The organism is Paenibacillus chitinolyticus, from assembly GCF_045038035.1.
In the GTDB taxonomy this organism is placed as follows: Bacteria; Bacillota; Bacilli; order Paenibacillales; family NBRC-103111; genus Paenibacillus_F; species Paenibacillus_F chitinolyticus_A.
On record NZ_CP173427.1, the window covers coordinates 3,411,345 to 3,435,623 of the forward strand.

The following is a 24,279-nucleotide window of genomic DNA, read 5'->3' on the forward strand; positions in this document are numbered from 1 at the left end:
GTAACTCCCCCTCTGCAACCCTTATACGCTCTCATAAAATTGTTTAATGTCCTCGAACTCATCGAGATCCAGATCGTTTGCCCCCACATCGGCAGGCGTTAACTCCCTCTCTGTTTTGGCCTCGCAATGACACAGCACCGCATCCAAATTCTTTTCCAGACGATGAAGCAAATCCGATGCTGTCTGTTCCGTGTACGCATGGCCGTCATAATCGAGCCGGAGGGTGAGGGCGCCCGATTCGAGCGTGCTCTTGAGATACCAGCCGTACTCCCGTGCCGCCCATAAATCGTCTGTTGTTCTTTCGCCCGCGTTAAACAAATCGAAATAAGGAGTTACGACACCCGAAGGCTCCAAGTGGACGAACCCGATCCGCGGCTTCTTCCGGACTGCGGTCTCTTCTAGCTGCCGGCGCGAAGACGCAAGATCGTACAAAGCCCCGTACCCGATGCCTCCATCCGGGACTTGACGTACCGTTTCTTTAACTTGTTTAAGATAGCCCGCCAAGTCACCGGAATTCGAGGTATCCAGCACAAGCGGATACTGCGTATCGAACCAGCCCACTGTCCGAGAGAAATCCAGCCTCTTGTCTGCGCACAGCTTTCTGCCGTCTGCCGTCAGTTCGACGCGGAACCGTTTGAGTCCTGACCAATCGCCGAATGTTTTGCCGAGCGCGGATAAAATCGCTTCGCTTGCCTCCATCGAATAAATATCGTTCACCCCTGTGAGCAATCGGCTCGTCTTTTCCGCCGGGATAACCGCCCAGACCGACTTTCGGAGCGGCGGAAGTCCCGCCTCGGTTTCTTTATCAAGCGGAACCGTCCATTCATCCGCATTGTCTGACAGAGTCCAGTACTCCCGTTGAGCCTGGACCTGGTTGCTCTCCGCGTATTTTTCCAAATGGGCTGCCCACGTCCGGAAAGCATCTGTTTTCAGAGGGAGCGACACGCTTTCCCCCGCCGTAAGCTGTCCGTAAACGGTCGTCAAGTCTTCCAAAATGACCGAAAAAGAAGTATCGTCGGCAATCAGACGGTGGATCGCGATCAGCAGATAGTCGCCTTGGCCTGTCTTGAACAGCACGCTTTTCGCCAGCGGTCCTTCTTTCAGGGAGAGACCCGATTCAATCCCTTTGCTTTGCAGCTCAACGGCCGCTCTAAGATCGGACTTGTCCCCTTCCAGACGGATGACGCCCAGTCCCGCAGCTTCTTCCTCCAGGGAACGGTGTTCCAGTTTCAAATCCCCTTCTTTCAAAACGGCACGCAGACGAAGGGCGTCATGCTGTTTCAGCACCTCGTCCCAAGCCGAACGGACATGGTTTTCTTCCAGACCGGCTTCCGAAAACAACAGCGCCGAAAGCGGTGAGGCGGATTCGTAACCGCCCTGTTCGAAATACCGGTTCTGCACAGGGGTCAGCGCCATTTCTCCTTCGACCGGCCCTTGCGCGATTTCACGGACGGACGACTTCACGTACGCGCCCAGATCTCCGATGGACGGATGCTCGAAGAGCTGCTTGATGTCAAGCGCATACCCTTCCGCTCTCATGCGGGCTACGACCTGGATACCTTTTATCGAATCCCCCCCTAGGAGGAAAAAGTTGTCATGAATGCCGATGCCGGCCCGGCCCAGCACATCCTGCCATACGCCGGCCAGCGCCTCTTCCACTTCATTGCGGGGAGGAGCGTACTCCGTATCCGGACGGAACAGATCATCCGGTTCGGGAAGCGACTTCCGATCGGTTTTACCGTTTGGCGTAAGCGGAAGCTTGTCTAGAAATACATAGTGCGACGGGACCGAATAGTAAGGCAGCTGTCTGGCCAGCTGCTCCCTGACCTCCGCCGCGCTTATCGCCGAATCCGACTTTGGCACGACAAACGCGCACAAAACGGCCTCGTGTCCGCCGCTTTGATTGACCGTAACAGCCGCCTCCTGAACGGATGGCAGCCTTATCAAAGCATTTTCTATCTCCCCGAGCTCGATGCGGAAGCCTCTTACTTTCACCTGGTGATCGATCCGGCCCAGGAATTCCAGGTTCCCGTCCGGCTTCCAGCGGGCAAGATCGCCCGTTTTGTACATTTTTGTTCCGGCGGCAAACGGATTGGATACGAATTTCTCCGCCGTGAGATCTTCACGCTTCCAATATCCCCGTGCCAGTCCTTCTCCGGCTATGCACAATTCGCCCGGCACTCCGACAGGCTGCAGATTGGAACGCGCATCGACGATATACACCTGCGTATTGGCAATCGGCCGGCCGATATCGATCCGGCTTGCCTCAGTCAGCTCCCTGACCGCGGACCATACCGTCGTTTCGGTCGGTCCGTACATGTTGTAGATCCTCAGTCCGTCAAGCGCCTGCAGCTGCTCCAACAGCGCATGCGGTAGGGCTTCGCCGCCGACCATAATTTCCTTCACTCCGCTCAGCGCCCGCTTGCCTTCTTCGTTGGCGAGCAGCATTTGCAGACGGGAAGGCGTCATTTGCAGCATATCAATCCCATGCGAACGGATGAGTTCACCGAGAGCTTCGGCTTCAAGCTGATGATGGCGGTCTCCGATGACGACTGTCATTCCGGTCAGAAGGGGTACCAGCGATTCCAGAACGAAGATGTCGAACGAGATGGTCGTTAACGACAAAATCGTTTTATCCGTGTGGAAAGCAATCAGTTTTTTCATCCCGGTTACGAAGTTCATGACGGAACGATGCGGCAGCATAACGCCCTTCGGATTCCCTGTCGATCCCGACGTATAGATAACATAAGCCAGGTGCTCAGGCTTTGTGCCCTCAGCGTCCGGATTGGAGCCGTCGTTCCTGTAAATTTCTTCCTCATCTAAAAACAGCACGCTTCCATCGTAGTCCAGGTTCTCGATCAAACTGCGGCTGGTCAGCAGCACCCCTGCTTCGCTGTCCTGAAGCATATAGAGAACACGTGCCGAAGGGTAATCCGGATCGATGGGCACGTACGCGCCTCCGGCTTTCAGCACGGCCAGCTGGCCGATGATCATTTCGGCCGAGCGCGGCATCAACAGCCCGACAAGCCGGTCGGGTCCCACGCCCAGCTCCCGCAGCGTCCGGGCAGCGGAATTGGCGCGTTCGTTCAATTCCCGGTACGTGAGGCTCCGGCCCCCGAAAACGAGCGCGGCAGCTTCCGGCGTTTTGGCAGCCTGTTCCTCAAACGCTTCGTGGATCGTTATGCCAGAAGGAAAATCCGCCGACGTGGCGTTAAACCCGCTAATCAGGTCCTCTTTCTCCGAAGCCGTGAGCATCCCGATATCCCCAAGCAGAATATCCGCCGATGCGGCTACCGTCTCCAGGATGGCCGAATAGTGCCGCGCCAGACGCTCCACTGTTTCACGTGCGAACAGATCTGTAGCATACTCCCAGGTAAACAGCAGCCCGTCTTTCTGCTCCGTAACATGCAAGGAGAAATCAACTTTGGAGATGCCTGTGTTAAACTCCCCGGGCTTGAAGGAAAGCTTGCCTGCCTTCACAACGTCCGTGCCTACATTCTGCAGGCTGAAAATCGTATCAAAGAGAGGGTTGCGGCTCAAATCCCGCACGAGCTGCAGCTTCTCGACAATTTCCTCGAACGGATATTCCTGATTTTCGAACGCTTCGAGAGACTGGCGTCTCACCTCTTGCAAAAATTGTCCGAAAGCCAGAGAGGATTCGGGCTTGCTGCGGATCGCCAGCGTGTTTACGAACATCCCCGCCATATTCTCGGTATCGGCGTGTCTTCTCCCTGCGGCGGGCGTACCCACAAGGATGTCCTCCTGACCGGAATATTTGGCCAGCAGCACATTATAGGCAGCCAGCAGCACCATGTATAGCGTCGTTTCATTGTCTTTCGCCAGGCTGTACAGCGCCTTTGTCAATTTCCCGTCCGGAAGCTGGACAAAGCTGTCCCCTTTAAAGCTTTGAGCGGCCGGGCGCGGATAATCCGTCGGCATCTGAAGAACGGGAAGCTCGCCTTCCAGCGTCTGGAGCCAATAAGCTTCCTGTCCGCTGAATTTACCTTCGGCCAGCTGCTCGTTCTGCCAGATCGCATAATCTTTGTAATGCACATTTCGCGGTGGCAGAAGCCGACCCTGATAAAGCTGGATAAAATCGTCCAGAATCACGGCCATGGAGTAACCGTCCGCAACAGCATGGTGAACATCGATCAGCAGAACGCTGCCGCCCGTTTCAAGCTCGAACAGACCGGCCCGGAATAAAGGCGCTTGCGCGAGATCGAACGGCCGGACGAACTGCATCTGCAGCGTCTCTATCTCTTCCGCCCGCACTTTCGAAACGGGAACATCGAAATCGGCCTCTTCCGCGATTTTTTGTACCACTTCCCCGTTTTCCAGCTCGAAATAGGTCCGAAACGATTCATGGCGCGCCACCGCCTGCCGAAGTGCCCCGATAAGGCGCTCCCGGTCGATTTCTCCTTCTATAAAAAGGCGTCCCGGCACGTTGTAAGCCGTCCCTCCGCCGCCCAACTGATCGAGGACGTACATTCTTTTTTGAGCCGACGAGACCGGATAAGACCGCTTCCGCTGAACCGGCTGAATAGGCTCGTACGTTTGTCCGGAACCGCCCGTGATGTACAGTTCCAGGTCCCCGACCGTCTGCAGGGCAAAAAGCTCGCTTAACGGAATATGAATGCCGAATTCTTTGTTTACCCGGGAAAGAATGACGGTCGCTTTTAACGAATCACCGCCCAGCTGGAAAAAATTATCCGTGGAATTTACGTGAGCGGCGCCAAGCACATCCTTCCAAATAGCGGTAAGCTTGTCCGTTACGGTTCCTTGCAAGTTTTGTTTGCCGGGAACCGGCAAATTGCCGCCGGTGGGAACAGGTAAAGCCGCAAAATCCGTTTCTCCATCAGGCAGCAGAGGGAGCTCCGCCATCGGTATCACATACCTGGGAACCGCATAATCCGGCAAGGTTTCATGAAGCAGAGAAAAACTTTCTATTTCTTTCCATATTTTTGAAGGGTTGGCAACGATGTAGGCCGTCATATAGTCAACTGCTTCATTTTCAGGGTGGAGATGAGCGGTCACGGCACATGCCTCAAGGTGAAGCGTGTGCAGCAAATGCTCTTCGATCTGATCCAAAAAAACGCGGTTTCCGCGTACTAGGACAGAGCGCGAAATTTTTCCGAGCCGTTTAATGGCCCCGCTGGGGTAGCTGTAGGCCCATTTCCCCGTACTCGTGAAACGGTTCGACGGAGATTCGACCTTTCCGCCCGAAACCGCGAAGACTTCGCCGATCGTTCCGGGCGGAGCCGGATACTTGTAGGTGTCCAAAATACATTCGTAGCTCCCGTTCTCATCCGCATGCAGGGCCCATCTCGCCCACACCCGCTCACTTTCCTCCGCACTGAGGAGAGACAGTTCGGGCAGGCGTTTATCGCCCCCTTCGGCGATAGATTCGAGCAAACGAATGAAATAACGGGACCAGGTTTCAACCGTTTCGGGCTGGAACAGGTCCGCATTATAATCGAAATCGAGCCTCAGCTCTTTCGAAATCTCCGTCACGTTCAGGAAAAGCTCGTACTTGCAATACGCCGGATCGTAAACAAGCAGTTCCGTGTCAAGCTCGTGAAAAGCGAGCTTCGGCAGCGGACGGTCCATGTTGAAAACAGCCGTAAGGACAGGCAGATTGCGCAGCCCGCGCTCCGCCAGCGCCGCAAAGCTGTATGCCTGATAAGCGTCCAGCTCGTTCATTCTTTGCTTGATAGAACCCGCATAAGCGGCAAAGCTCTGCTCGGAGGAAGCCCGGCTAAGAACGGGGAGCAGATTGACGCAGTTTCCCATCAGAAAAGGAGCTTCCATCTGCGCCTGACCGGCTGTGGGTACTCCGACCGTAATATCGCTCTGACCCGTTAACCGGTGCAGAAAAAGATGAAATCCCGAAAGCAGCGTCACAAAAAGACTGCTTCCGAGCTTTATGCTGGTTTTTTTCAGTTCTTGTACGAGAGAGGCCTGGAGTACAGTTGTATGCCTTCCGCCCCGGGAGGTCGGAAGAACCGTTCCCCGGACGGGAGAAGGCAGCTCGACTACGGGAATCTGCTTCTCGAAAAGTCCGTTCCAATAAGCGGCCGCTTGGGCGCTCTGCGGTTTCTTCAGCTGCTCGGACTGCCAGGCGGCATAGGTTCTGAAAGGTGCCGGTTCCGGCAGGCGATAAGCTTCCCGACGGACAAGAGCGGAATAAATCCGCTCCAGTTCCTGGACGAACAGAGCCATGGACCATCCGTCGGCAATCAGGTGATGAAAAGTGAACACGGCCGTATGCTCGTCAGCCGATGTACGGAGAAGATGAATTCGGAACAGCGGTGTCTCCTGCTCCAAATCGAACGGCGTTTGACTCTCGCGATGGAGCCAATTCCGCATTTGGCGTTCCTGTTCCGCAGGATTCAAACCCGTTAAATCCACAACCGGAACCGGCACATTCAAGACATCCGTTACGTTCTGGGTTTCACCGTCTTGGCTGATGACGAGACGGAGAGCTTCGTGTCTGGCGGTAACAGCCCGGACAGCCTGCTCGAACACCTCATTCCGCAGCGGTCCGCGAAACCGCAGAAGTGCGGTTTCGTGAAGCGACGGGGAATCCTTGCGGTTGGAAACGGAGGCGAACCAGAGCTGCTTCTGGTCCGGAGTCAGCGCAAACGCTTCTCCTTGGCCGCCTTCCGGCAGCTTGTCGGCGGGAAGCCGGCTACCGGAAGGATCGTCATCGTCCGGGGACGGGTCCCGGTCGGGAAGAAATCCGCCTTTCCGCAGTTCGCCGATGCTGTCTTTGACAGCTTGGACAATTCGCGAGATATCTTCTTCCGAGTGGGCGGTGGACAAGAAGCAGTTGCGCCCCTCCCAGATGTAAATGCCTTTATCGAGCATGTGATAGTAGAACAGCTCAAGGTCGCCTTTAAGTACAAAGCGGAAAAGCGAACCGAAGTGCACCACCTTGATCGGCACGCCTTCCAGGCCGAAGTACGTGTTCAGCTCATCGGCGAACCGCGCCGTGCGCGCATTCAGCTCCGCCTGGATTTGGCCTCCCGAGGCTTCCAGATGGTTCAGTACAGCAAGGGAAGCCGCCATGGCCAGCGGATGATGGCAGAACGTACCCGCTACGAACGTTCTCCGGTGTTCGTTCTGCGGGAAAGAATCGTCGCCGAATTTCCAGGTTCCGCCGTCAATGCCGTCCATATATGCCGGGGAACCGGCAACGATACCGATCGGCATGCCGCCCCCGATGACCTTGCCGTACGTGACCAGGTCCGCTTTAATGCCGAACCATGCCTGAGCGCCGCCCGGATGCAGGCGGAAACCGGTAATCACTTCATCGAAGATGAAGGCGGTGCGGGACTGAGCCGTGATACGGCGGATTTCTTCCAGGAATGCTTTCGGCTGGAAATCGGGCCGGCGGCTTTGCACGGGCTCGACCACCACGGCAGCCAGTTCATGGGCGTGCGTACGGATATATTCCAGGGAGTCTTCGCTTCCGTAATTGAGCACGACCACGTCGTCGACCATATTTTGCAGAATGCCCGGAGCCAGAGGGGTCGAATGCTCCTTGTTCGTTCCCGCGCTTCCCAATGCGAGCACGCCGTCGAACGTACCGTGATAAGAGCCGGCGAAAATAACGACCTTGGCACGTCCGGTTGCCGCACGGGCAAGCCTCAGGGCAACCATAACGGCTTCCGTTCCGGAATTGTACAGCGCGATGCGCTCCACTCCGGTCATCTTACAAATGGATTCGGCGACCTGACCCGCAAGATTGGACATAGGGCCCACGCACATGCCGTTCGCCAGCTCCCGCTCAATCTTTTCGCGCACGAACGCAGGGTTGTGTCCGAACAGATTCACACCGAATCCCATCGTCAAATCGACATACTCGTTGCCGTCGAGATCCCACAGCTTGGAGCCCTCGGCACGCTCCGAAATGATCTGGTAAACCATTTCTTTCAAAAGAGGCCGGAAACCGGCGACATTGCGGTTGTTCGCATACACATCGCGGTACTGCTGGGTGTACGCTTTCGTACGACCCGTCCGTGCCGTGTACCGATCTATCAGCTCGCGCACATGCTTTTCCTGTCTCTGCGACAGCGATTCGCGGGCTTTCAGGTCCAGCGCTTTATAAGGAACGTAAGGCTTCGGCTCCTCGCCGTTTACCTGCTGCGGGGCCGGTTTCGTTTCGACGGCTGCGGCGACTTCTCTCGTCGTTCCCGCATGCAGACGGGCGTCAGGCTGCGCCGGAGACGCCGCAATGACTCTCACCGCAGGTGCCGGTACGGGCATGGCGGCCGGTTGCACGGACAGCGGCGCTTGCGCTGCCGGACGGTTTCCGAGCACTTGCAGCTGCTGTGACATCAACTGGAGCTGCTGCTCCACGATGCGCTCGACTGCGGAAGAAGCCGAGCTTCCGCCGACGCCTGCGACCGGAACGTACGCGGCCTCTGCCTGCCCTTGTCCGCCTGCCCCTCCGGCAGGCTCGCTGTAGCTGTACGGCTCCGCAGGAACAGTCCGCTCATAAACGGCAGACACCGTCTCGGCGGGAGGCGCTTGCAGCACCGCTTCCGAACGGATAACGGACTCGGTTTCGGCCTGCGGCACCCGTTCGACGATATAGGCCGTCAGCAGGTCCAGATTCGTGAGCGATTCGAAGAAATCGCTCATGGGAACATCCAGTCCGAACGCGTCTTTAATGCTGTGGCGGACCTGGGATAAATTGATGGAGTCCAGTCCCAGCTCCAGGAAATGTGTCTGAGGCTGAAGCTCTTCCGTACTGAGCTGCGATACGTTGCCGATCATCGTAATCAGCGTCTGACGGACGGAATCGGCGTGACGGGCGGAGGCTGTTTCCGCCTGTAGCTGTTCGTTCACCACACTCACCTGCTCCTTTGCGGATATATATTGTTCCCGTTCCGGTTGACCCGTTGGCGCCGAATACCGCGACTGCTCCGCAGATGCTGCCTGTCCGGCCTTAACGGGAACGTCGATCCAGCATCTTTTCCGCTGGAACGGATACGTCGGAAGGGATACTTTTCTGAATGAGCCTTTCGCATACAGGGCCTTCCAATCTACCGATGCTCCTTGTACATACTGGCGGGCCAGTTCTTGCACAGCTTCCGCGCCAAGATCGGCGAGAATTCCCGGATGCGTGTATTCTTGCGCTTGAGCGCTGTCTATTTTGCCGATATAAACGCCGTCCGAACCCTTGCCTTCCCTGTGAAGACGCTGCAGTTTCCGTTTCAATTCGGCTTCGCCGGCTGCCGTAACCGCCAACCGGTAAGTCAGATGGCTGCGGCCGGTGCCGGCCGTATAACATACATCCTGCATATCGAGTTCATCCGTATGGGCGAACAGCTTGTCGTAATCCCGGATAAGCTCTTGCAACCCTTCCTCGGTTTTAGCCGATAGGGCGAGCAGCAGCGGGACGCTGCCTTCGGAGCCGCCATTTGCCGCGGATGCTGCGGGCAGAGCTTCGCGGGCTCCGGTGTACTCTTCCAGTACGACGTGGCAATTCGTTCCGCTGAATCCGAACGAGCTGATCCCGCATCTTCTTGGAGTGCCCTCCGTTTGCCACTCCTTTAACAGGGTGTTCACATAAACCGGCGATTCCTCGAAACTGATTTTCCGGTTTGGAACCCGGTAATGAACGGAAGGGGCGATCTGCTTGTGCTGCAGGGAAAGCACCGTCTTGATCAAGCCTGCGATGCCGGCCGCTTCATACAAGTGTCCGATATTGGATTTAACCGTGCTGATGGCACAGAACTGCTTGCGTTTCGTCCTTCTGCGGAAAGCCTTCCCGATTCCGTCGATTTCGACCGGATCGCCGAGTTTGGTTCCGGTTCCGTGAGCTTCGATATAAGTTACCGTCTCCGGATCGATCCGTGCATTGCGCCAGGCTTGGGAAATAACATCCGCCTGGGAGGATGCGTTCGGGGCCGATATGCCCACGGTGCTTCCGTCCTGGTTAATCGCGCTCCCCTTGATCACCGCAAGAATGTTGTCCTTGTCTTTGATCGCTTTGCCGAGAGGTTTCAGGAAAACGGCGCCCACGCCCTCGCCCCAGCCCGTGCCGTCCGAACTGTCGTCGAAAGCCCGGGCACGGTCGTCGGAGGACTCCATGCCGATGCCCGCCTTAAGCGGCAGCAGGATCGTTTTCACGCCGCCCGCAAGCGCCATATCGCAGTCTCCGCTCAGAATCGCTTTGCAGGCCAGATGAACGGCCACCAGCGAGGAAGAACAAGCGGTATCAACGGTGACGGCTGGCCCCTTAAGATCAAGCAGGTATGATATCCGGCTGGAGATGATCGAGGACAAATTTCCGATCGCGAAATTCGGCAGAGAAGCCGGGGAAACCTCGGACAGAAGCCGCTCGTATTCAAAGCTGGTTTTGGAAAATCCGACGTAAACGCCTACACGTTTGCCGGAAAGATTGGAACCGCCGTAACCCGCATCTTCGATCGCGCTCCATACGGTTTGCAGAAAAAGCCGCTGGTTCGGATCCATCAGCGAAGCTTCGCGCGGCGTCAGCTTGAAGAACGAATAGTCGAACGTATCGATTTCGTCCAAATAACCGCCTTCCGCCAGCAGCAAATTCCGGCCCTCCGTATTCAAATGAGAAATGAACGCCTCGGCGTCCTTTCTCCTCTTTTCGCCATACGGGGCGATACAGTCACGGCCCTCGGAGATGTTCGTCCAAAACTGCTTAAGGTTGTCCGCCTGCGGGAATTTTCCGGACATTCCGATAATCGCGATATCGCCGTCGGTTTCCTGACCGGAATCCGCCAGTCTATCGCTCCGCTCGAAATGTTCGGCCTCATCCCCCTGGGAAATAAAGGCGGCCAGCTTCGAAATCGTCGGATAGGAGAAAAAGTCCGTCACGGACACTTGAACGCCCAGCTGGCTTTCGAGCTCCTCGACGATTTGCACGAGCTGGAGGGAGCTGGCTCCGATATCGAAATAGCTCTCGTCCGTATCAATCTCGTCAACCTGCAAAATTTGCTTCACGATGGCAAGCAGCTTCTGCTCCGCTACGCTGCGCGGAATGACGGCCTCACGCGCACGCTGCTTTTCCTGCTCCCAAATTTTGTGGAGTCCCGCAAGCGTTTCTTCAAACTTCCCGTCCGTGTAGTCCTGGGCAAGCTTGTAGCGTTGCACTTTGCCGCTGGTCGTTTTGGGAATCCGCCGGATGGGGAGAACCGCTTGAATGTCCCATCCCCCACGGTAATTCAAGTGACCCTTGAGACGTTTGGCCAGCGGGGCGAAATCTTCGATTTTTTTCGTGTGCATGACAAAAACGATAATCCGGTCCTGGCGGGTCCCCGGATCGTAAGCGCCGCAGACCGCCACTTTCCCGAGCTCCACGCCTTCCACTTCTTCCGCAACACGCTCGATGTCGTGAGGATACACATTTTGCCCGTTCGCAAAAATGATATCTTTCGCCCGGCCCGTAATAATGAGCCGGCCCTCTCGCATAAAGCCCAGGTCGCCCGTGATGAGCCATCCGTCCGGAGTGATGACCTTGGCGGTCGCTTCGGGATTGTTGTAATAGCCGGACGTTACGTTCATACCGCGGATTTGAATATTCCCGATCACGTAATCGTCCAGAGGCAGGTTCGCGTCGTCACAGATACGGATATAGCTGCTTCGCAGCGGATGACCGACATCCACAAACGTCAGGCAGCGGTTATCCGAAGCGTCTACCTGAACCACCTTTTCGCCGATATTCAAATGCTCACGATCCAGGTGAAGACGCCGGAAATTTTCTTCCAAAGGCGGCAGAGACATGCCCACACTTGCCTCGGCCATGCCGTACACCGTAAACATGGCGGAACTTCTCAGGCCGTGTTTGCTCATGGACTCCATAAATACGTCGCAAAGCTCGCTGGAAATCGGTTCCGCCCCGTTATAAATCAGGCGCAGCCGGGACAAGTCCCAATCCGCCGCATTTTCCGGTTTGTATTGGGCCAGAAAAAATTTGTAACCGAAATTGGGCGAGCAGGTCTGGGTAGCCTTATGCTCCGACGCTTTCTTCATCCACAATGACGGGCGCCGGATAAACAGCGCGGTCGGCATAATAAGCTGCCTGGTGTTCGACATGACGCAGGTCAGGTGAAACGCGATCAATCCCATGTCATGCGTGAGCGGCATCCAGCCGAGATAGGCATCCGTTTCGTCCATCTCCGTTTGGACGGCCATGTCCCTCGTGTTATAAATCAGATTTTCATGGGTCAGCATGACCCCTTTCGGATCCCCCGTCGAACCTGACGAAAACTGGATAAACGCCAGATCGGACGCCTTAGCCTCATGAATAACCCCCTTATCCCCAGTGGAATAATGAACTTTATCCGTAAAAAGAGACACTTCCCTGACTTTTTCGAACAGCTCCTCTTTCCCGTTTTGGAGAGCATATTTTTCCAGGTTGTCCAATGCTTTTCCTTCGGTGATCAAGTAAGGATTGTTCAGGGTATCCCATATTTTAAACAGTTTCATCTTGTGCTCGTCATTATTGCCGACCGTTACCGGTACCGGGATAATTCCCCCCAGCAGGCAGCCCCAGAACACATTCAGAAAAGACCTGTTATCGTCGATTTGCATAAGAAGCTCGTCGCCCGCTTTCATGCCCGAGCTTTGGAGATGGTGAAGGACGCCAAGCGCGTCTTCAAGCAGCTCTCCGTAAGTAATACTCTCTTCGTTCTGGTCGCCGTTAATAAAGGTTATTCCGCTGGACTTCTTGTCTCCCCTGTCCCGGATAACGTCAATCAGTGTTTGAAATTGTTCCACCTTCATCCCTCCGCAGTTATCCCCTTGTCACATGTTTTTTGTAAAAGAGCCCGTAAACAACCGGCGAATCGTCTCGTCTTGTTCCTTCTCGGATACTTTCTTCGTCCGAAGCACTTGCCGGACGCATTCCTCTACGTCCCGCCTCAGAACGGAGGCATCCCGGACGGAACCGTTCGTTTCCGTGTAAGAATTCAGCATTTCACGCACACGTCTGACCGGCTCCAGCACTCCCTGCGCATACTCTTCCTCGTCCCAATTCGCATTGGGCGCCGAAACCGCGGCAGAGAATCCTTCCTCGATAAACTGCCGGACCGGAAACAGGTCCGCCAGACTCCCCGCATCCGCTTCCCGGTCATAAGCGTAAGGCCGGATCTGTTCCGAGCTGTCCCGGGTCAAGTTTTTCAGGACCGTTCTCGGACCCAGTTCAACGGCCAGTTCAACGCCTTCTTCCGCTAAAAACCGAACCGTTTGCAGCCACTTCACCGGTTTGGTCATCTGATCGACAAGACCCCGGCGGATAGCCGCCGCATCCGGGTAAGGAAGCGCCGTGGCATTGGAAATGACCGACCAGCGGCCCTCCTTGAATGTGACTTTGTTCAGCGCTTCTTCCAGGCTTTCCGCCGCAGGCTGCATAAGCACGCTGTGGAACGGTCCGCTGACCGCGAGCCGGGTCACTTCGATGCCGAGCCGCTCCAGTTCCTCCGCGGCGCTTGCCACTGCGCTCCTGTGGCCGGAGACGACTAGCTGGCTGCCGGAATTGTATCCGGCAATGGCCGCCGGCTGCCCGTCGGAAGAATGCCTGCGGCACAGCTCCTCCAGCATAGGCTGATCGGACGTGCGGACAGCGATCATGGAGCCGAGGCCGGCTTCCGCCGCCTCCTCCATGAACTTGCCCCGCTGGATGACCAGTCCCAGCGCCTCCGCGAAGGTGAGGACGCCGCTGCTTACCAGCGCGGAGTATTCACCGAGGCTGTGCCCGGCCGAGTATCGGGGTTCGATCCCGATCTCGTGCAGGAATACCCGGCTTGCCAGAACGCTTACCGTCAGCAGCGCCGGCTGTGTAAAAGACGTTCTGGAGAGCCGGGCGGCGCTTCCTTCGAAACACAAAGATTTCATATCGTAGCCGGCCAGATCGCTTGCTTCTTCGAACAATGCTTTCGCCCCGTCGTAACGGGCATACCAGGCGGCCCCCATGCCGACATACTGGGAACCCTGCCCGGGAAATAACCAGGCGGTAGTAACCATGCCCCGCTCCTTTCTTACGCGTACAAAGATGAGTAACGGATTCCCAGGGAAGCATGCAGGATATCCACGATTTCTTTCTGGAAGTCATTGATGAAAAAATGCCCGCCGTCGAACGAATGAGCCGTAAAAGCGCCCCTCGTATGGCGCCTCCAGTCGAGCACGTCCGTTTCCCGCATCGCATCCCGCTTCCCTGCCAATACCGTCATGGCGCAGTCCAGTTTCTCCGCTTTCTCGGTGTAAGCGTATGTTTCCACAAGCCGGAAATCCGCCCGGAGAAGAGGTAAAAACAAATTCATCAGTTCTGAATTTTCAAATAATTGAGGAGGGGTTCCCCCCAAATCCGCAATTTTCGTTTTGAACAATTCCGGCTCCAGCCCGTGCAGAGGAGGTTCTGTCCGCTGTATGTGCGGAGCCATCCTGGCCGCCGCGAAAAAATGCAGCGGGTTTTGTCCGTACTTCTCCCTAATGCGGTGGATGAGTTCAAAGGCAATCAGGCTGCCCATGCTGTAACCGAAAAAAGCAGCCTGACCTTTGTCGAGATAAGGTTCCACTACGGGCAGAAGATCATTTACGGCCTCGTCCACATTTTCGTAGAAAGACTCGTTAATGCGCCTTCCCCGGCCCGCCAGTTCCAGCGGTACCAGCTCGATGCCGGAGTCCAGCATGGGCTTCCACCTTGTGTAAATCACCGACGACCCGCCCGCATAGGGCAGACAAAACAAGAAAATCTTTTTCATCCTGTCACCTGCCCCATTCGTATCCATTTTCTAAAATCTTGCGGAAGGCGGTTAAAAATTAAACCGGCTCAAGCGTCGCTTCCTTGCTGGCGGATAGCCCCGACTGCTCGAAATAAGCGGCAAGCGCTTCTTTGACGATTGTGCAGCCCTGCTCCAGCAGTTCGGAATCAATCGTTAAGGCAGGCATCAGTTTTACGACGGTGTCATTTCTTCCGGACCGTTCGATAATGAGACCCTGGTCGTAGCAGCGGGACGCCACGAATTTGGCTGCCTGCTCGCCGCCTTCCAGTCCGCCCAGATCGATCCCCCAGATCAGGCCGAGTCCACGAACCGTGATGGCCGGGTGAAGGGGAACGATCTCTTTTTGCAGATAGTCGCTGACCCATGCTTCCTTCTCTTTCACCGCTTCCTCCAGGTTCGAAGAAACTCTGAACTCCAGCGCCGCCGTCGCGCCGACGAAAGCAAGCTGATTTCCGCGGAACGTTCCGTTATGCTCGCCCGGCTGCCACACATCCAGCTCCGGCTTCATGAGAAGAAGCGACATCGGGAGCCCGTAACCGCTGATCGATTTCGACAGCACGACAAGATCCGGCTGAATTCCCGCCCGTTCGAACGAGAAGAACGATCCCGTACGTCCGCAGCCGACCTGTATATCGTCGACGATAAGCAGAATGTCATGCTCTTTGCACAGAGCGCTCAGCCGCTGCAGCCACTCCACCGGAGCCACGATTACGCCGCCTTCGGCCTGAACTGTTTCAAGAATCACGGCAGCGGGTTTCTCGATGCCGCTGTTCGCGTCCGTAAGTACATTCTCCATATAGCCGATCGTGTCGAAAGATTCATTGAATCCGTAAGGATACGGCATGAACGTCACGTTGTGCAGCGGAGCGCCTGCTCCCCCGCGGTTGTACAAATTACCCGTTGCGGCCAGGGCGCCGTAAGACATACCGTGAAAACCGCCGCTGAACGAAAAGATACCGGTCCGTTTCTTCGCCTTTCTCGCCAGCTTCAGCGCCGCTTCGACCGCATTTGTGCCTGTAGGCCCGCAGAACATCAGTTTGTAGTCCAGGCCTTTCGGCGCCAAGATCAATTCGTTGAACGTTTCAATAAAAGTCCGCTTGGCCGTCGTGTACATATCCAGACCATGAACTACCGCATCGGACCCGATATATTCCAGCAATTTCCCTTTGATAAAATCGGGATTATGCCCGTAATTCAAAGCCCCCGCTCCAGCGAAAAAGTCGAGAAAGCATTTGCCTTCTTCCGTAAACATCATGGAATTTTTAGCCGTGCGGAACACATCCCCAAATACCCTGCTGTAAGATCTTACATTTGACTCCAAAAGTTCGAACGAGTTCATCATTTCATCCTCCATCTGTATTTTTTTTGCAGGACAAATAACCGCTGATAAGGCAGCATTTTAAAAAATGCTCGAGGTCAGCTTCAATCCGAAAAGCTATTCAGGCAGTTCATGATGAGGGCAGAGCTTGTTCCAGTAATGTGGGTTGGGTTCTTGAGGTGTCCTTAGTCCAAACGCCCGACTACACGTAAGACTAACGAATCATGTGAGGAAATCTTGGAGGTCTAAAGTAGCAAAAGAAAGTCGAATTTACCAATTCTTTCATAAATTATGATAGAGTAGGTTTACAAATGTTGTCAATGCATTTTCAAATAATAAAAAAATGAAATTATTGTTATTTATTTTATCTTTTAATTATTTAATTTTAAATTATTATGTTTAGGTAAATAAGGCATTTTAATATAGACATTTCCATTTTTAATGTGTATACTCTTTCTTGATATCTGGTTATTTTGTTAATATTTGTTAAATGTGAGGTGGCTGACATCCTACTTTCAATGAGCAATATCGGTAAGCAGTATCAGGAAAATGTATGGGGGCTCCGCCATGTCGATTTGCAGGTACAGCCCGGTATTTTAGGACTACTTGGTCCTAACGGAGCCGGGAAATCTACATTGATGCGGCTATTGGCCACCATTTCGGATCCTTCCGAAGGCACCATTACGTGGAACGGAGTCGGCATTCGTGATAATCCCGAAGAGATTCGCCGTATTCTCGGCTATCTTCCGCAAGATTTCGGTGTCTATCCGCATCTCAGCGCCCATGAATTTTTGAACTATATGGCGGCGGTAAAAGGGATAAGCGGCAAAGCCGCGGAGAAGCGCATCGACGAGCTTCTCGGACTGCTGCATCTGTATGACGTGCGCAAAAGAAGAATCGGCAGCTTCTCGGGCGGCATGAAACAGCGAATCGGCATCGCCCAGGCCCTGCTCAACGATCCCAAGCTGCTTATTATCGACGAACCCACAATCGGGCTGGATCCCGCCGAGCGCTTGTCGTTCCGCAATTTGCTGACCGACCTGTCAGGTGAACGTCTTATTATTTTCTCCACTCACATCGTATCGGACATTGAAGCGACGGCGGATAGAATCGCCATCCTCTCCAAAGGCCGGCTGATCAGCGATTCCAACCCCGGCGAGCTTCTGCGGCATGTACAAGGAAAAGTATGGAACGTTGTCATACCCGAAAGCCAGCTCCAGGAAGCCCGCGCCAAATGGCTCATCAGCGCAACGGTCCGGCGTGAAGACGGGCTGCTGCTCCGCGTGGTGTCGGAGACTCCGCCAAACGAGCAGGCGACAGCGGTTCATGCGGGAATTGAAGACGCCTACCTCTATTTGAGCGCAGGATAAGGAGGCGTGACGCGTGATGAACGCATGGAAGATTACATACCAGGTAGCCCTGGCGGATTTTCTGGAAAGAACCCGGCGGTTCAGCTTTCTCGTTACGCTCGGTTTGACGATTCTTGCGGCTTATCTGTTCGTGCCTCCCTCGGATGCCGGATATGTGACGCTGTATTTCGAAGAATTCCGGGGGATCTATAACTCGGCCTGGGTGGGCGGAACAACAGCGGTCTCCACCTCCTTGTTTTTATCCTTTTTCGGCTTCTTTCTGGTCCGTAACGGCATCGAGCGCGACAAAAGGACCCGTGTGGGCCAGATCATCGAAGGCTCCTCGCTGAAAAAATCCCATTATCTGCTCGGAAAAGCTCTCAGCAATTTTCTGGTTTTGGCGGTGATTGCCGCCGTTGTCATTCCCGTCGCGATCTGTATGCAGTGGGTCCGGGGCGAGGACTATACGCTTCACGTAGGTGATTATCTGGCCCCGTATCTGTTTGTTGTGATTCCTGCCCTGGCGGTTGTTTCGGCAATGGCCGTCCTGTTCGAAACCCGTCCGGTGCTCAGAAGTCCGTTCGGCATCGTGCTTTATCTGCTTTTGTTTACCGGCGTTACGATGTCCACGCTGTATTCGGGCATGGGGAACGACGTTATCACCAAGGCAATGCGTGAAAAGCTGATGCTCACTCATGCCGATTATGAAGGTACCTACGGGCAAGGAATTCTGTTCCTGGAAAGCCCGCTTAAACTATTCGTCTGGGACGGCATAAGCTGGACCTGGGACGTAGTGATCAAACAAGCGGCTCTGCTGCTTGTCGCGGTCCTGGTTTGCCTGCTGGCCTCCCGCCTATTTCGCGGATTCAAGGAGAGCCCGGTCGTCGTCCAAGGGCCCGGTGCCGGAACCGCCGCCGGTCAGGCCGTACCGGCCCGTTCCCGCAGCGGCAGAGCGCCGGAACCGGAGCAGGCGAAAGAAGCGCCGGCGGAACCCGCTGCGACAAGTCCCGCCCTTGCATCGGCAGCCGGGCTGACGCCTGTGCGGGTAAACAACCGGTTTCTGCCTCTCGTCGGAGCGGAGTTCCGGCTTCAGTTCGCCAGTTTTCCGCCAGGCTGGTACGTTGTGGCGGTGATTCTCGCTCTTCTGTGCCTGTTCCTTCCTTTTACGACGGCACTGAGATGGATTTGGCCGCTTGCCTGGATTTGGCCGATTTCACTCTGGTCTTCGATGGGCAATCGCGAATACCAGTACGGCACACTGTCCGTACTCGCTTCGTCACCCGGTTATGTCAGAAGACAGATCCCTGCCGTGTGGCTGTCCGGTTTCCTGGCCGTGCTTCTTACAGGGAGCGGGATGCTCATCCGTTTTATCGTAACGGGCGATGTGGTCCATCTGATTTACGCTGTCGCGGCCGCATTTTTCGTACCGAGCTTTGCTCTCGCTTTGGGCATATGGACGGAATCCAAACGTCCCTTTGAGCTTATTTACATGCTCCTGTGGTTCCTCGGCCCTTTCAACCAGCTGTTTTATGCGGATTTTATGGGCACCGCAGTCCCCGCCGGCTCCGCCAGCCATCTCACTTCCGCTTCTCTGCTTATTATTGCCGTTCTTTTGGCGGCATCGGTTCTGCTTGTTGTGGCGGCGTATTCAAAACGGAAATTAAAGGTTAAATAAAATTGTTAACCTCACCCATATTTTGAAGGGGTATCCTTTTGGAGGCCGTCTAAGGGGTTAAGAAAGTAAAAAGAGGCAAGTGAAGGAGGCGTTTGACAATGGCTGCATATATTTTCCGGTTTTTAAAGCCGTTTGTTCTGCTGGGAGTCATTCTTGGGGTCATCGTGTTTATTCTAAACGTGTTGGGGCTGGAAATTCCAATGGTCGTCGGAAATACGACATACCGCGGTACAGAGGCTGCCATCATGGAACTGATCGGCATTCCGGTCGCCCTCGTACTGTTGGGCACCATCATCGGGTCAATCGCTTATATGTCTAATAACAGTCAGAAATACTAAACATCCGCCGCTCAAAAATTACGGCAAACAAAAAAGCCTGATCACCAGGCTTTTTTTGTTTGTTTTATTTTAGAACCGACGCGCTGCCGTTGATCCAAGCCGCGATATCCGAGACAACCATATCCGGTACGTTCGCGGGAATCTTGTAATTCCCGATGCCGTTTTCCAATTTGCCTTCCGTAAACAAATGCGTCAGCTTCGGGTACGTTTTATAGGTAACGGCCGCGTTCCCCGCGTATACTTCCTTCCAGCCATTCAGGCTCGCCAGCGGCACCTGGAAATCTTCTTCTCCCTGCAGCACCAGCATGGCTGCGCTGCGGAGTTTGGCTTCTTCGGCTGGTGAATAACTGCGGATATCATGCCACCAGTATGGATTCGGCGGCAGCTCGAAAGCGGCCGGAGGCGACTTGGGATCGAAAGAATCGGCCTTCACCAGCTTTAGCTGCTCGCGGTAATAGGCCAGCTGTTCTTTCGGAATCATCCAGCCGAGTTCTTCGTGCTCGTAAGAGTCGATCTCCGTGTAGCGGGGATCGGCTCCCGCCAGCACTATGGCTCCTTGGATGAGCGAATCCGTGTCCCTTGCCAGCAGCCGCGGTATCATCCAGCCGCCGCGGCTGTGGCCTGCCGCATAGATCCGGCCTGGATCGATGTCCGGATCTAAACGGACCGCCTTGACCGCCGCAAGTACCGGTTCCACAAACTCGTCCCCGATCGTGTAATGACCGTTAAGCTGCGCGAAATGCTCCCGGGTCGTCTTGTCCATCCGGAGCGTCGCTACCTGGTGATTCGCCAGTCCGACGGCGAGATCCCGGAACGGTTTGTGGGCAAAAACCGTGCTGTCCCGGTCCAGTTCCCCGTCGCCCTGCAAGAGAATCACCAGCGGAAACGGGCCCGTTCCGGCCGGAACGGTCAAGGTGCCTTCTACGGCATGGCCGCCGGTTCCGATAACCATCCTGCGCTCACTATAAGCGCCGGGCTTATCGTACGAAGGCGCCTTATACCCTGCGAAAGACATCCCCGCATAAAAATCGTCCACATAACCGTCCTTGTCGAACCGGATCTCCAGATCGAAATTCATCTGCGGGCTTTCTGAGGTGAGGATGACAGTCCGGTGGACTGCATTGTTTTCGATCCGCTCTTGGGTGATCGGAAGCTGTGCAAGCTGTTTAACCAGCTGGACCGTTCCTTCCGGAAGTCCGGCTTCCTGGAATGCACCGTTCGTTAGGGCGTCTGTGCCCGCACGGTTGTTTTTTTGAAGCTGCGTTACAAAGGCTCGGGCTCTTGCAGCGAGATCGCGGGTCGCGATCTCCAGCTTTCCGCCGCTCCAAGCCGCTTCAATGCCGAAGGCTTTAACGGCTGTTTCCCGCTTAATATAAGCGGTGCTGTCAAACAGAACCACTTCATCCGGCGCTAAAGGTATGCCTTCCAGGTCGGCCGCAGGCATACCGGGCTTGGCAAGAACGAAGCTAAGAACATGCTTGTCTTTGGCTGCCGTTACGGTCCGTTTGGCTTCGTTCCATTCAACGGGAATGCCTACCCATTCGCAAAGTGCGCGAAGCGGCAAGTAGTCTTCTCCGGCAGCCGAAACCTGCGAAGCGAGTGTCTGCGTGATTTTCCCGTCCTGGGATGCCACGGCGGCTGCAGGTATGCAGCTGCCGATAATGGCCGCTGACAAGAAGACAGTAAGCATACGCGGTGGTTGTGTTTTCATCGGTGGCTGTACCCCTTTACTGGTATCGTGTTGCTTTCAGCGTAACGGATTCCAGAGGTAGGTCCCATCGATTTCCATGACAAAATACAGGGAAACAGCTTACAAAATTGTAAGCTGCCCTTGTTGGTCTTCAAACAGGCTCCGAGACGTTTTAATCGAAAATTTTAAACATGCGGTAATACCCCGGGACAGGCACATAACCGAGCTTCCGGTTAATGGCCAGCATCGGCGCATTCTGAGAGTCGTTGTTCGTCCGGATATAGCCGTAGTCCCGCTCTTTTGCCAAAGAAATAGACGCGCGTTTGAGTGCGAGAGCGATGCCTTTTCCTCTGTAGTCCCCGTCCACACACGTATAGAGATTATAAACGCTGTTGGTTTCCTTCATTTCATACAACTCGGCGGCCCCGACAGGTTTGTCCCCGTCCAAAGCGAGCAGAAACAGCGACGGATCAAAGCTTTCCCGTTCCAGGGTTTCTTTGCGCCACTGGCTGTACCACTTAAATTCCCCCTCGGAGCCGGGAATGTCGGGGTAGGTTTTCCGGTAAAGCTCATAGACCCGCTTCTCCATCTCCTCCCCCTGTACTTGTGCCAGCGTGGTCAGCCTGATCCCTTCCGGCGCGTCTGCCGGTCCGCCATCTGCCTCAGGCGCCAGCCCGTTCAACTCGATGAGGGATTCAAACTGGTGACGGTCCCTCTCAAAACCGCGTCCGGACGCGAAAGCTTGAGAATCCGAATCGTCGTCGCGGACTTCGCCTACGATTTTATCGGCGCCGTTTTCGTCCGCATAGGCTGCAAGCTTCGCGTAAATTTCGCGTCCTATGCCGTTTTTCCGTTCCCGGGGATCGACGAGGACCTTTTGGTACAACGTACCCGGAGCCGTCCAGGGAGCCCGCCAGGAGCAGCCGTAGCCGATAATTTTGCCCGACTCGTCTACGGCCACAAGACGCTGGCGGTCATGGCCGGTCAGCCTGCCGTTCTCATCGCGTGTCAAAGCGCCCTTCTGTGGAATCGCGGCATCCTCTTCTCGCATGCGCTCTACCGTAATCGGCTCCGAATAGAAGGTACTAAGTAAAACGGCCGTCCCTTCGTAGTCTTCGGGTATACGCATGTTTCGGATCGTAATAACCATTCCATTTCTCCTTAATGACTGTTTTCCCAAATCATACCACGAGGCCGCCCAAAAAACGGGTGAAATTGATTTTACATAAAGTTTACTTGGATGGAGGATTTCATAAAAAAAGCCTCTCTTCCGGATGAAGAGAGACTTTTGCCTGATGGTAGGGAAGATAAATTTTTTTTATTTAAACGATGCGTACCCTTGGTCGACCATGACTACGCTGCCGTTAATGGCATCCGCTTCTTCCAGCGAAAGCAGATAGACGGAGTTTGCCACCGTTTCCGGCTTCGTCAGCTCGCCGCCCATCACTTTGGCTTTCATGCTTTCGAGCATGCCGTTATCTTTGAAGCCTTGGATGATCGGTGTATCCACCGCGCCCGGTGCTATCGCAATGACACGGATGCCGTGAGGAGCAAGCTCCAATGCCGCCGATTTCGACATCATGATAACGGCGCCTTTGGTCGCATGGTAGGCGAAAGTTCCGGGAGAAGCAAGGAAGCCGAAGACCGATGCGGTATTGATGATCACACCTTTAATGCCAAGTTCTCTCATTTTGTTGCCTGCCGCCATAATACCGTATGCGACCCCGTGCTGATTGACCGCGATCGTTTTGTGATACAGATCCATATTTTGAGTCAAAACAGGTCCGGCACCGCCGATTCCCGCATTGTTGAACATCACGTCGATACGGCCGTACTTGGCAACCGCTTCGTCTACGAGAGCTTGCACGCTTTCTTGACTGGAAACGTCGACTTTGACGAAGACCGCCTCTCCGCCTTCTTTTTTTATGTGCTCGACGGTTTCCATACCGCCCGCTTCATTGAAGTCCGCCACGACGACACGGTCGCCTTTGCGGGCGAATTTTAAACAAGCTTGACGGCCGATACCGCTTGCGCCGCCTGTAATTACTGCTACACGTTGAGTGGTTGTCATAAAAGTTTCCGCCTCCAAAAAAATCTCGACTGGTATATCTGTCGGTGGTGTGCGCTTTGTCACACGTTGACCTTGATTAGATCGTATCATATACTCAAGATTAATTATATTTCACATTAGTTAACTAACCTTAACTTAAAGTTAATATCAAGGAGACGTCGGAATGAATCTGGAACAGCTGGAATTCATCGTAGAGGTAGCCCGGGCGGGAACGTTGACTCAGGCCGCGCACAATAAACATATGACGGTAGCGGGAATCAGCCGCTCGATATCTTTCTTGGAGAAAGAACTCGGCGTACGCATCTTCAACCGGTCCCGTACGGGAGCCGTTCCGACGCCGGAAGGGCAAATGATTCTCGGCAAAGCGGCGGTAATTCTAAGCGGGGTCCATCAGCTGCAAGCGGAGGCGACCAGCTACGGAAAGCTGCAAAACGCGAGGCTCCGGGTGGCTACGATTCCTGGCCCCGTCTCTCTGCTCGTCGACACGCTGACGGAACTCAAAAAAGATTTTCCCGGCATCCGGCTGGAAATGATCGAGAAGGGCACCAAAGAAATTATCGAGGATGTGCGCCATAACCGGGTCGATATCGGGTTTATTTTGTTCCCGGATACGATTCTGGAAAAAAACGCATGTTTACATGCCGAACCGCTTGTCGAAGGGCGCATGGTCGTCGGCGTGAGCCGGCATTCCGCCTTGGCGTCGGCAAAATCGCTCTCGCTGAACCAGTTGGCCGATCATCAGCTTGTCCTTTACCATGACGAGTATATTGCCCGGTTTATCGCCACGCTCGGCGATTCCGTGAATGTGCTGTTCACGAGCAACAATATCGACGCGATCATGAAAGCGGTCCGGGAAGGAATCGCCGTCACTCTCGGAACGGATTACACGTTTTACGGGAACCCGGATTACGAAAACGGCGATATTGTGATGGTGAACGCGGAGCTTCCGGGCGAGCGGCCCTCGTACCTTTGGTGCGTCCATCCCAAAGAACAGCCCTACTCCCAAGCCGCCCATCTGTTCGTCAACCGGCTCAAAATGCAGCTTAAAAGGCGGCGGTAGTATTTCGTATGTT

The 24,279-nt window shown here is 54.8% G+C and carries 11 protein-coding genes; 4 read left to right on the top strand and 7 right to left on the bottom strand.

Annotated features, from left to right (window positions below):
• Positions 1 to 21: 21 nt before the first annotated feature.
• Genes ACI48J_RS15270 through ectB form a run of 4 tightly spaced genes read right to left on the bottom strand, consistent with a single transcriptional unit; the run spans position 22 to position 16,104 of the window.
• On the bottom strand, positions 22 to 12,762 hold the full coding sequence (locus tag ACI48J_RS15270) for an amino acid adenylation domain-containing protein (RefSeq protein WP_405079064.1): 12,741 nt from the start codon (positions 12,760 to 12,762) through the stop codon (positions 22 to 24).
• A 27-nt stretch (positions 12,763 to 12,789) separates the two neighbouring features.
• A complete protein-coding gene (fabD, locus tag ACI48J_RS15275; protein ID WP_405079065.1) occupies positions 12,790 to 14,007 on the bottom strand; it encodes an ACP S-malonyltransferase in 1,218 nt (405 codons plus the stop codon).
• 14 nt (positions 14,008 to 14,021) lie between these two features.
• A complete protein-coding gene (locus ACI48J_RS15280; protein ID WP_326054667.1) occupies positions 14,022 to 14,744 on the bottom strand; it encodes a thioesterase domain-containing protein in 723 nt (240 codons plus the stop codon).
• A 58-nt stretch (positions 14,745 to 14,802) separates the two neighbouring features.
• Complete coding sequence (ectB, locus tag ACI48J_RS15285; RefSeq protein ID WP_405083238.1) at positions 14,803 to 16,104, bottom strand: diaminobutyrate--2-oxoglutarate transaminase; 1,302 nt, start codon at positions 16,102 to 16,104, stop codon at positions 14,803 to 14,805.
• 497 nt (positions 16,105 to 16,601) lie between these two features.
• Between ectB and ACI48J_RS15290 the strand changes: the two genes are divergently transcribed.
• From ACI48J_RS15290 to ACI48J_RS15300, 3 genes are all read left to right on the top strand, one after another.
• The gene (locus ACI48J_RS15290) at positions 16,602 to 17,453 is read left to right on the top strand and encodes an ABC transporter ATP-binding protein (protein ID WP_326054669.1); all 852 of its coding nucleotides are present in this window, start codon (positions 16,602 to 16,604) and stop codon (positions 17,451 to 17,453) included.
• A 16-nt stretch (positions 17,454 to 17,469) separates the two neighbouring features.
• Positions 17,470 to 19,107 carry a Tat pathway signal protein gene (locus ACI48J_RS15295; protein WP_405079066.1) on the top strand — a complete coding sequence of 546 codons (1,638 nt, stop codon included), beginning with the start codon at positions 17,470 to 17,472 and terminating at the stop codon, positions 19,105 to 19,107.
• Positions 19,108 to 19,205: 98 nt separating this feature from the next.
• Positions 19,206 to 19,445: a hypothetical protein gene (locus ACI48J_RS15300; protein WP_009672440.1), complete on the top strand. Its 240-nt coding sequence runs from the start codon at positions 19,206 to 19,208 to the stop codon at positions 19,443 to 19,445.
• 64 nt (positions 19,446 to 19,509) lie between these two features.
• Here the strand turns inward: ACI48J_RS15300 and ACI48J_RS15305 are convergent, their stop codons facing one another.
• From ACI48J_RS15305 to ACI48J_RS15315, 3 genes are all read right to left on the bottom strand, one after another.
• Positions 19,510 to 21,156: a prolyl oligopeptidase family serine peptidase gene (locus ACI48J_RS15305; protein ID WP_405079068.1), complete on the bottom strand. Its 1,647-nt coding sequence runs from the start codon at positions 21,154 to 21,156 to the stop codon at positions 19,510 to 19,512.
• Positions 21,157 to 21,307: 151 nt separating this feature from the next.
• Positions 21,308 to 22,285, bottom strand: coding sequence for a GNAT family N-acetyltransferase (locus tag ACI48J_RS15310; protein ID WP_405079069.1), 978 nt, complete (start codon positions 22,283 to 22,285; stop codon positions 21,308 to 21,310).
• Positions 22,286 to 22,453: 168 nt separating this feature from the next.
• The gene (locus ACI48J_RS15315; RefSeq protein WP_405079070.1) at positions 22,454 to 23,206 is read right to left on the bottom strand and encodes an SDR family NAD(P)-dependent oxidoreductase; all 753 of its coding nucleotides are present in this window, start codon (positions 23,204 to 23,206) and stop codon (positions 22,454 to 22,456) included.
• Positions 23,207 to 23,369: 163 nt separating this feature from the next.
• Here ACI48J_RS15315 and ACI48J_RS15320 point away from each other — a divergent pair, with 163 nt between their 5' ends.
• The gene (locus ACI48J_RS15320) at positions 23,370 to 24,266 is read left to right on the top strand and encodes a LysR family transcriptional regulator (RefSeq protein WP_326054679.1); all 897 of its coding nucleotides are present in this window, start codon (positions 23,370 to 23,372) and stop codon (positions 24,264 to 24,266) included.
• The last annotated feature ends 13 nt before the right edge of the window (positions 24,267 to 24,279 follow it).

Coding starts and splice junctions, on each gene's coding strand:
- ACI48J_RS15300 (WP_009672440.1), top strand. CDS start 19,206: ATGGCTGCATATATTTTCCGGTTTTTAAAGCCGTTTGTTCTGCTGGGA.
- ACI48J_RS15280 (WP_326054667.1), bottom strand. CDS start 14,744: ATGAAAAAGATTTTCTTGTTTTGTCTGCCCTATGCGGGCGGGTCGTCG.
- fabD (WP_405079065.1), bottom strand. CDS start 14,007: ATGGTTACTACCGCCTGGTTATTTCCCGGGCAGGGTTCCCAGTATGTC.
- ACI48J_RS15320 (WP_326054679.1), top strand. CDS start 23,370: ATGAATCTGGAACAGCTGGAATTCATCGTAGAGGTAGCCCGGGCGGGA.
- ectB (WP_405083238.1), bottom strand. CDS start 16,104: ATGAACTCGTTCGAACTTTTGGAGTCAAATGTAAGATCTTACAGCAGG.
- ACI48J_RS15295 (WP_405079066.1), top strand. CDS start 17,470: ATGAACGCATGGAAGATTACATACCAGGTAGCCCTGGCGGATTTTCTG.
- ACI48J_RS15305 (WP_405079068.1), bottom strand. CDS start 21,156: ATGAAAACACAACCACCGCGTATGCTTACTGTCTTCTTGTCAGCGGCC.
- ACI48J_RS15310 (WP_405079069.1), bottom strand. CDS start 22,285: ATGGTTATTACGATCCGAAACATGCGTATACCCGAAGACTACGAAGGG.
- ACI48J_RS15315 (WP_405079070.1), bottom strand. CDS start 23,206: ATGACAACCACTCAACGTGTAGCAGTAATTACAGGCGGCGCAAGCGGT.
- ACI48J_RS15290 (WP_326054669.1), top strand. CDS start 16,602: ATGAGCAATATCGGTAAGCAGTATCAGGAAAATGTATGGGGGCTCCGC.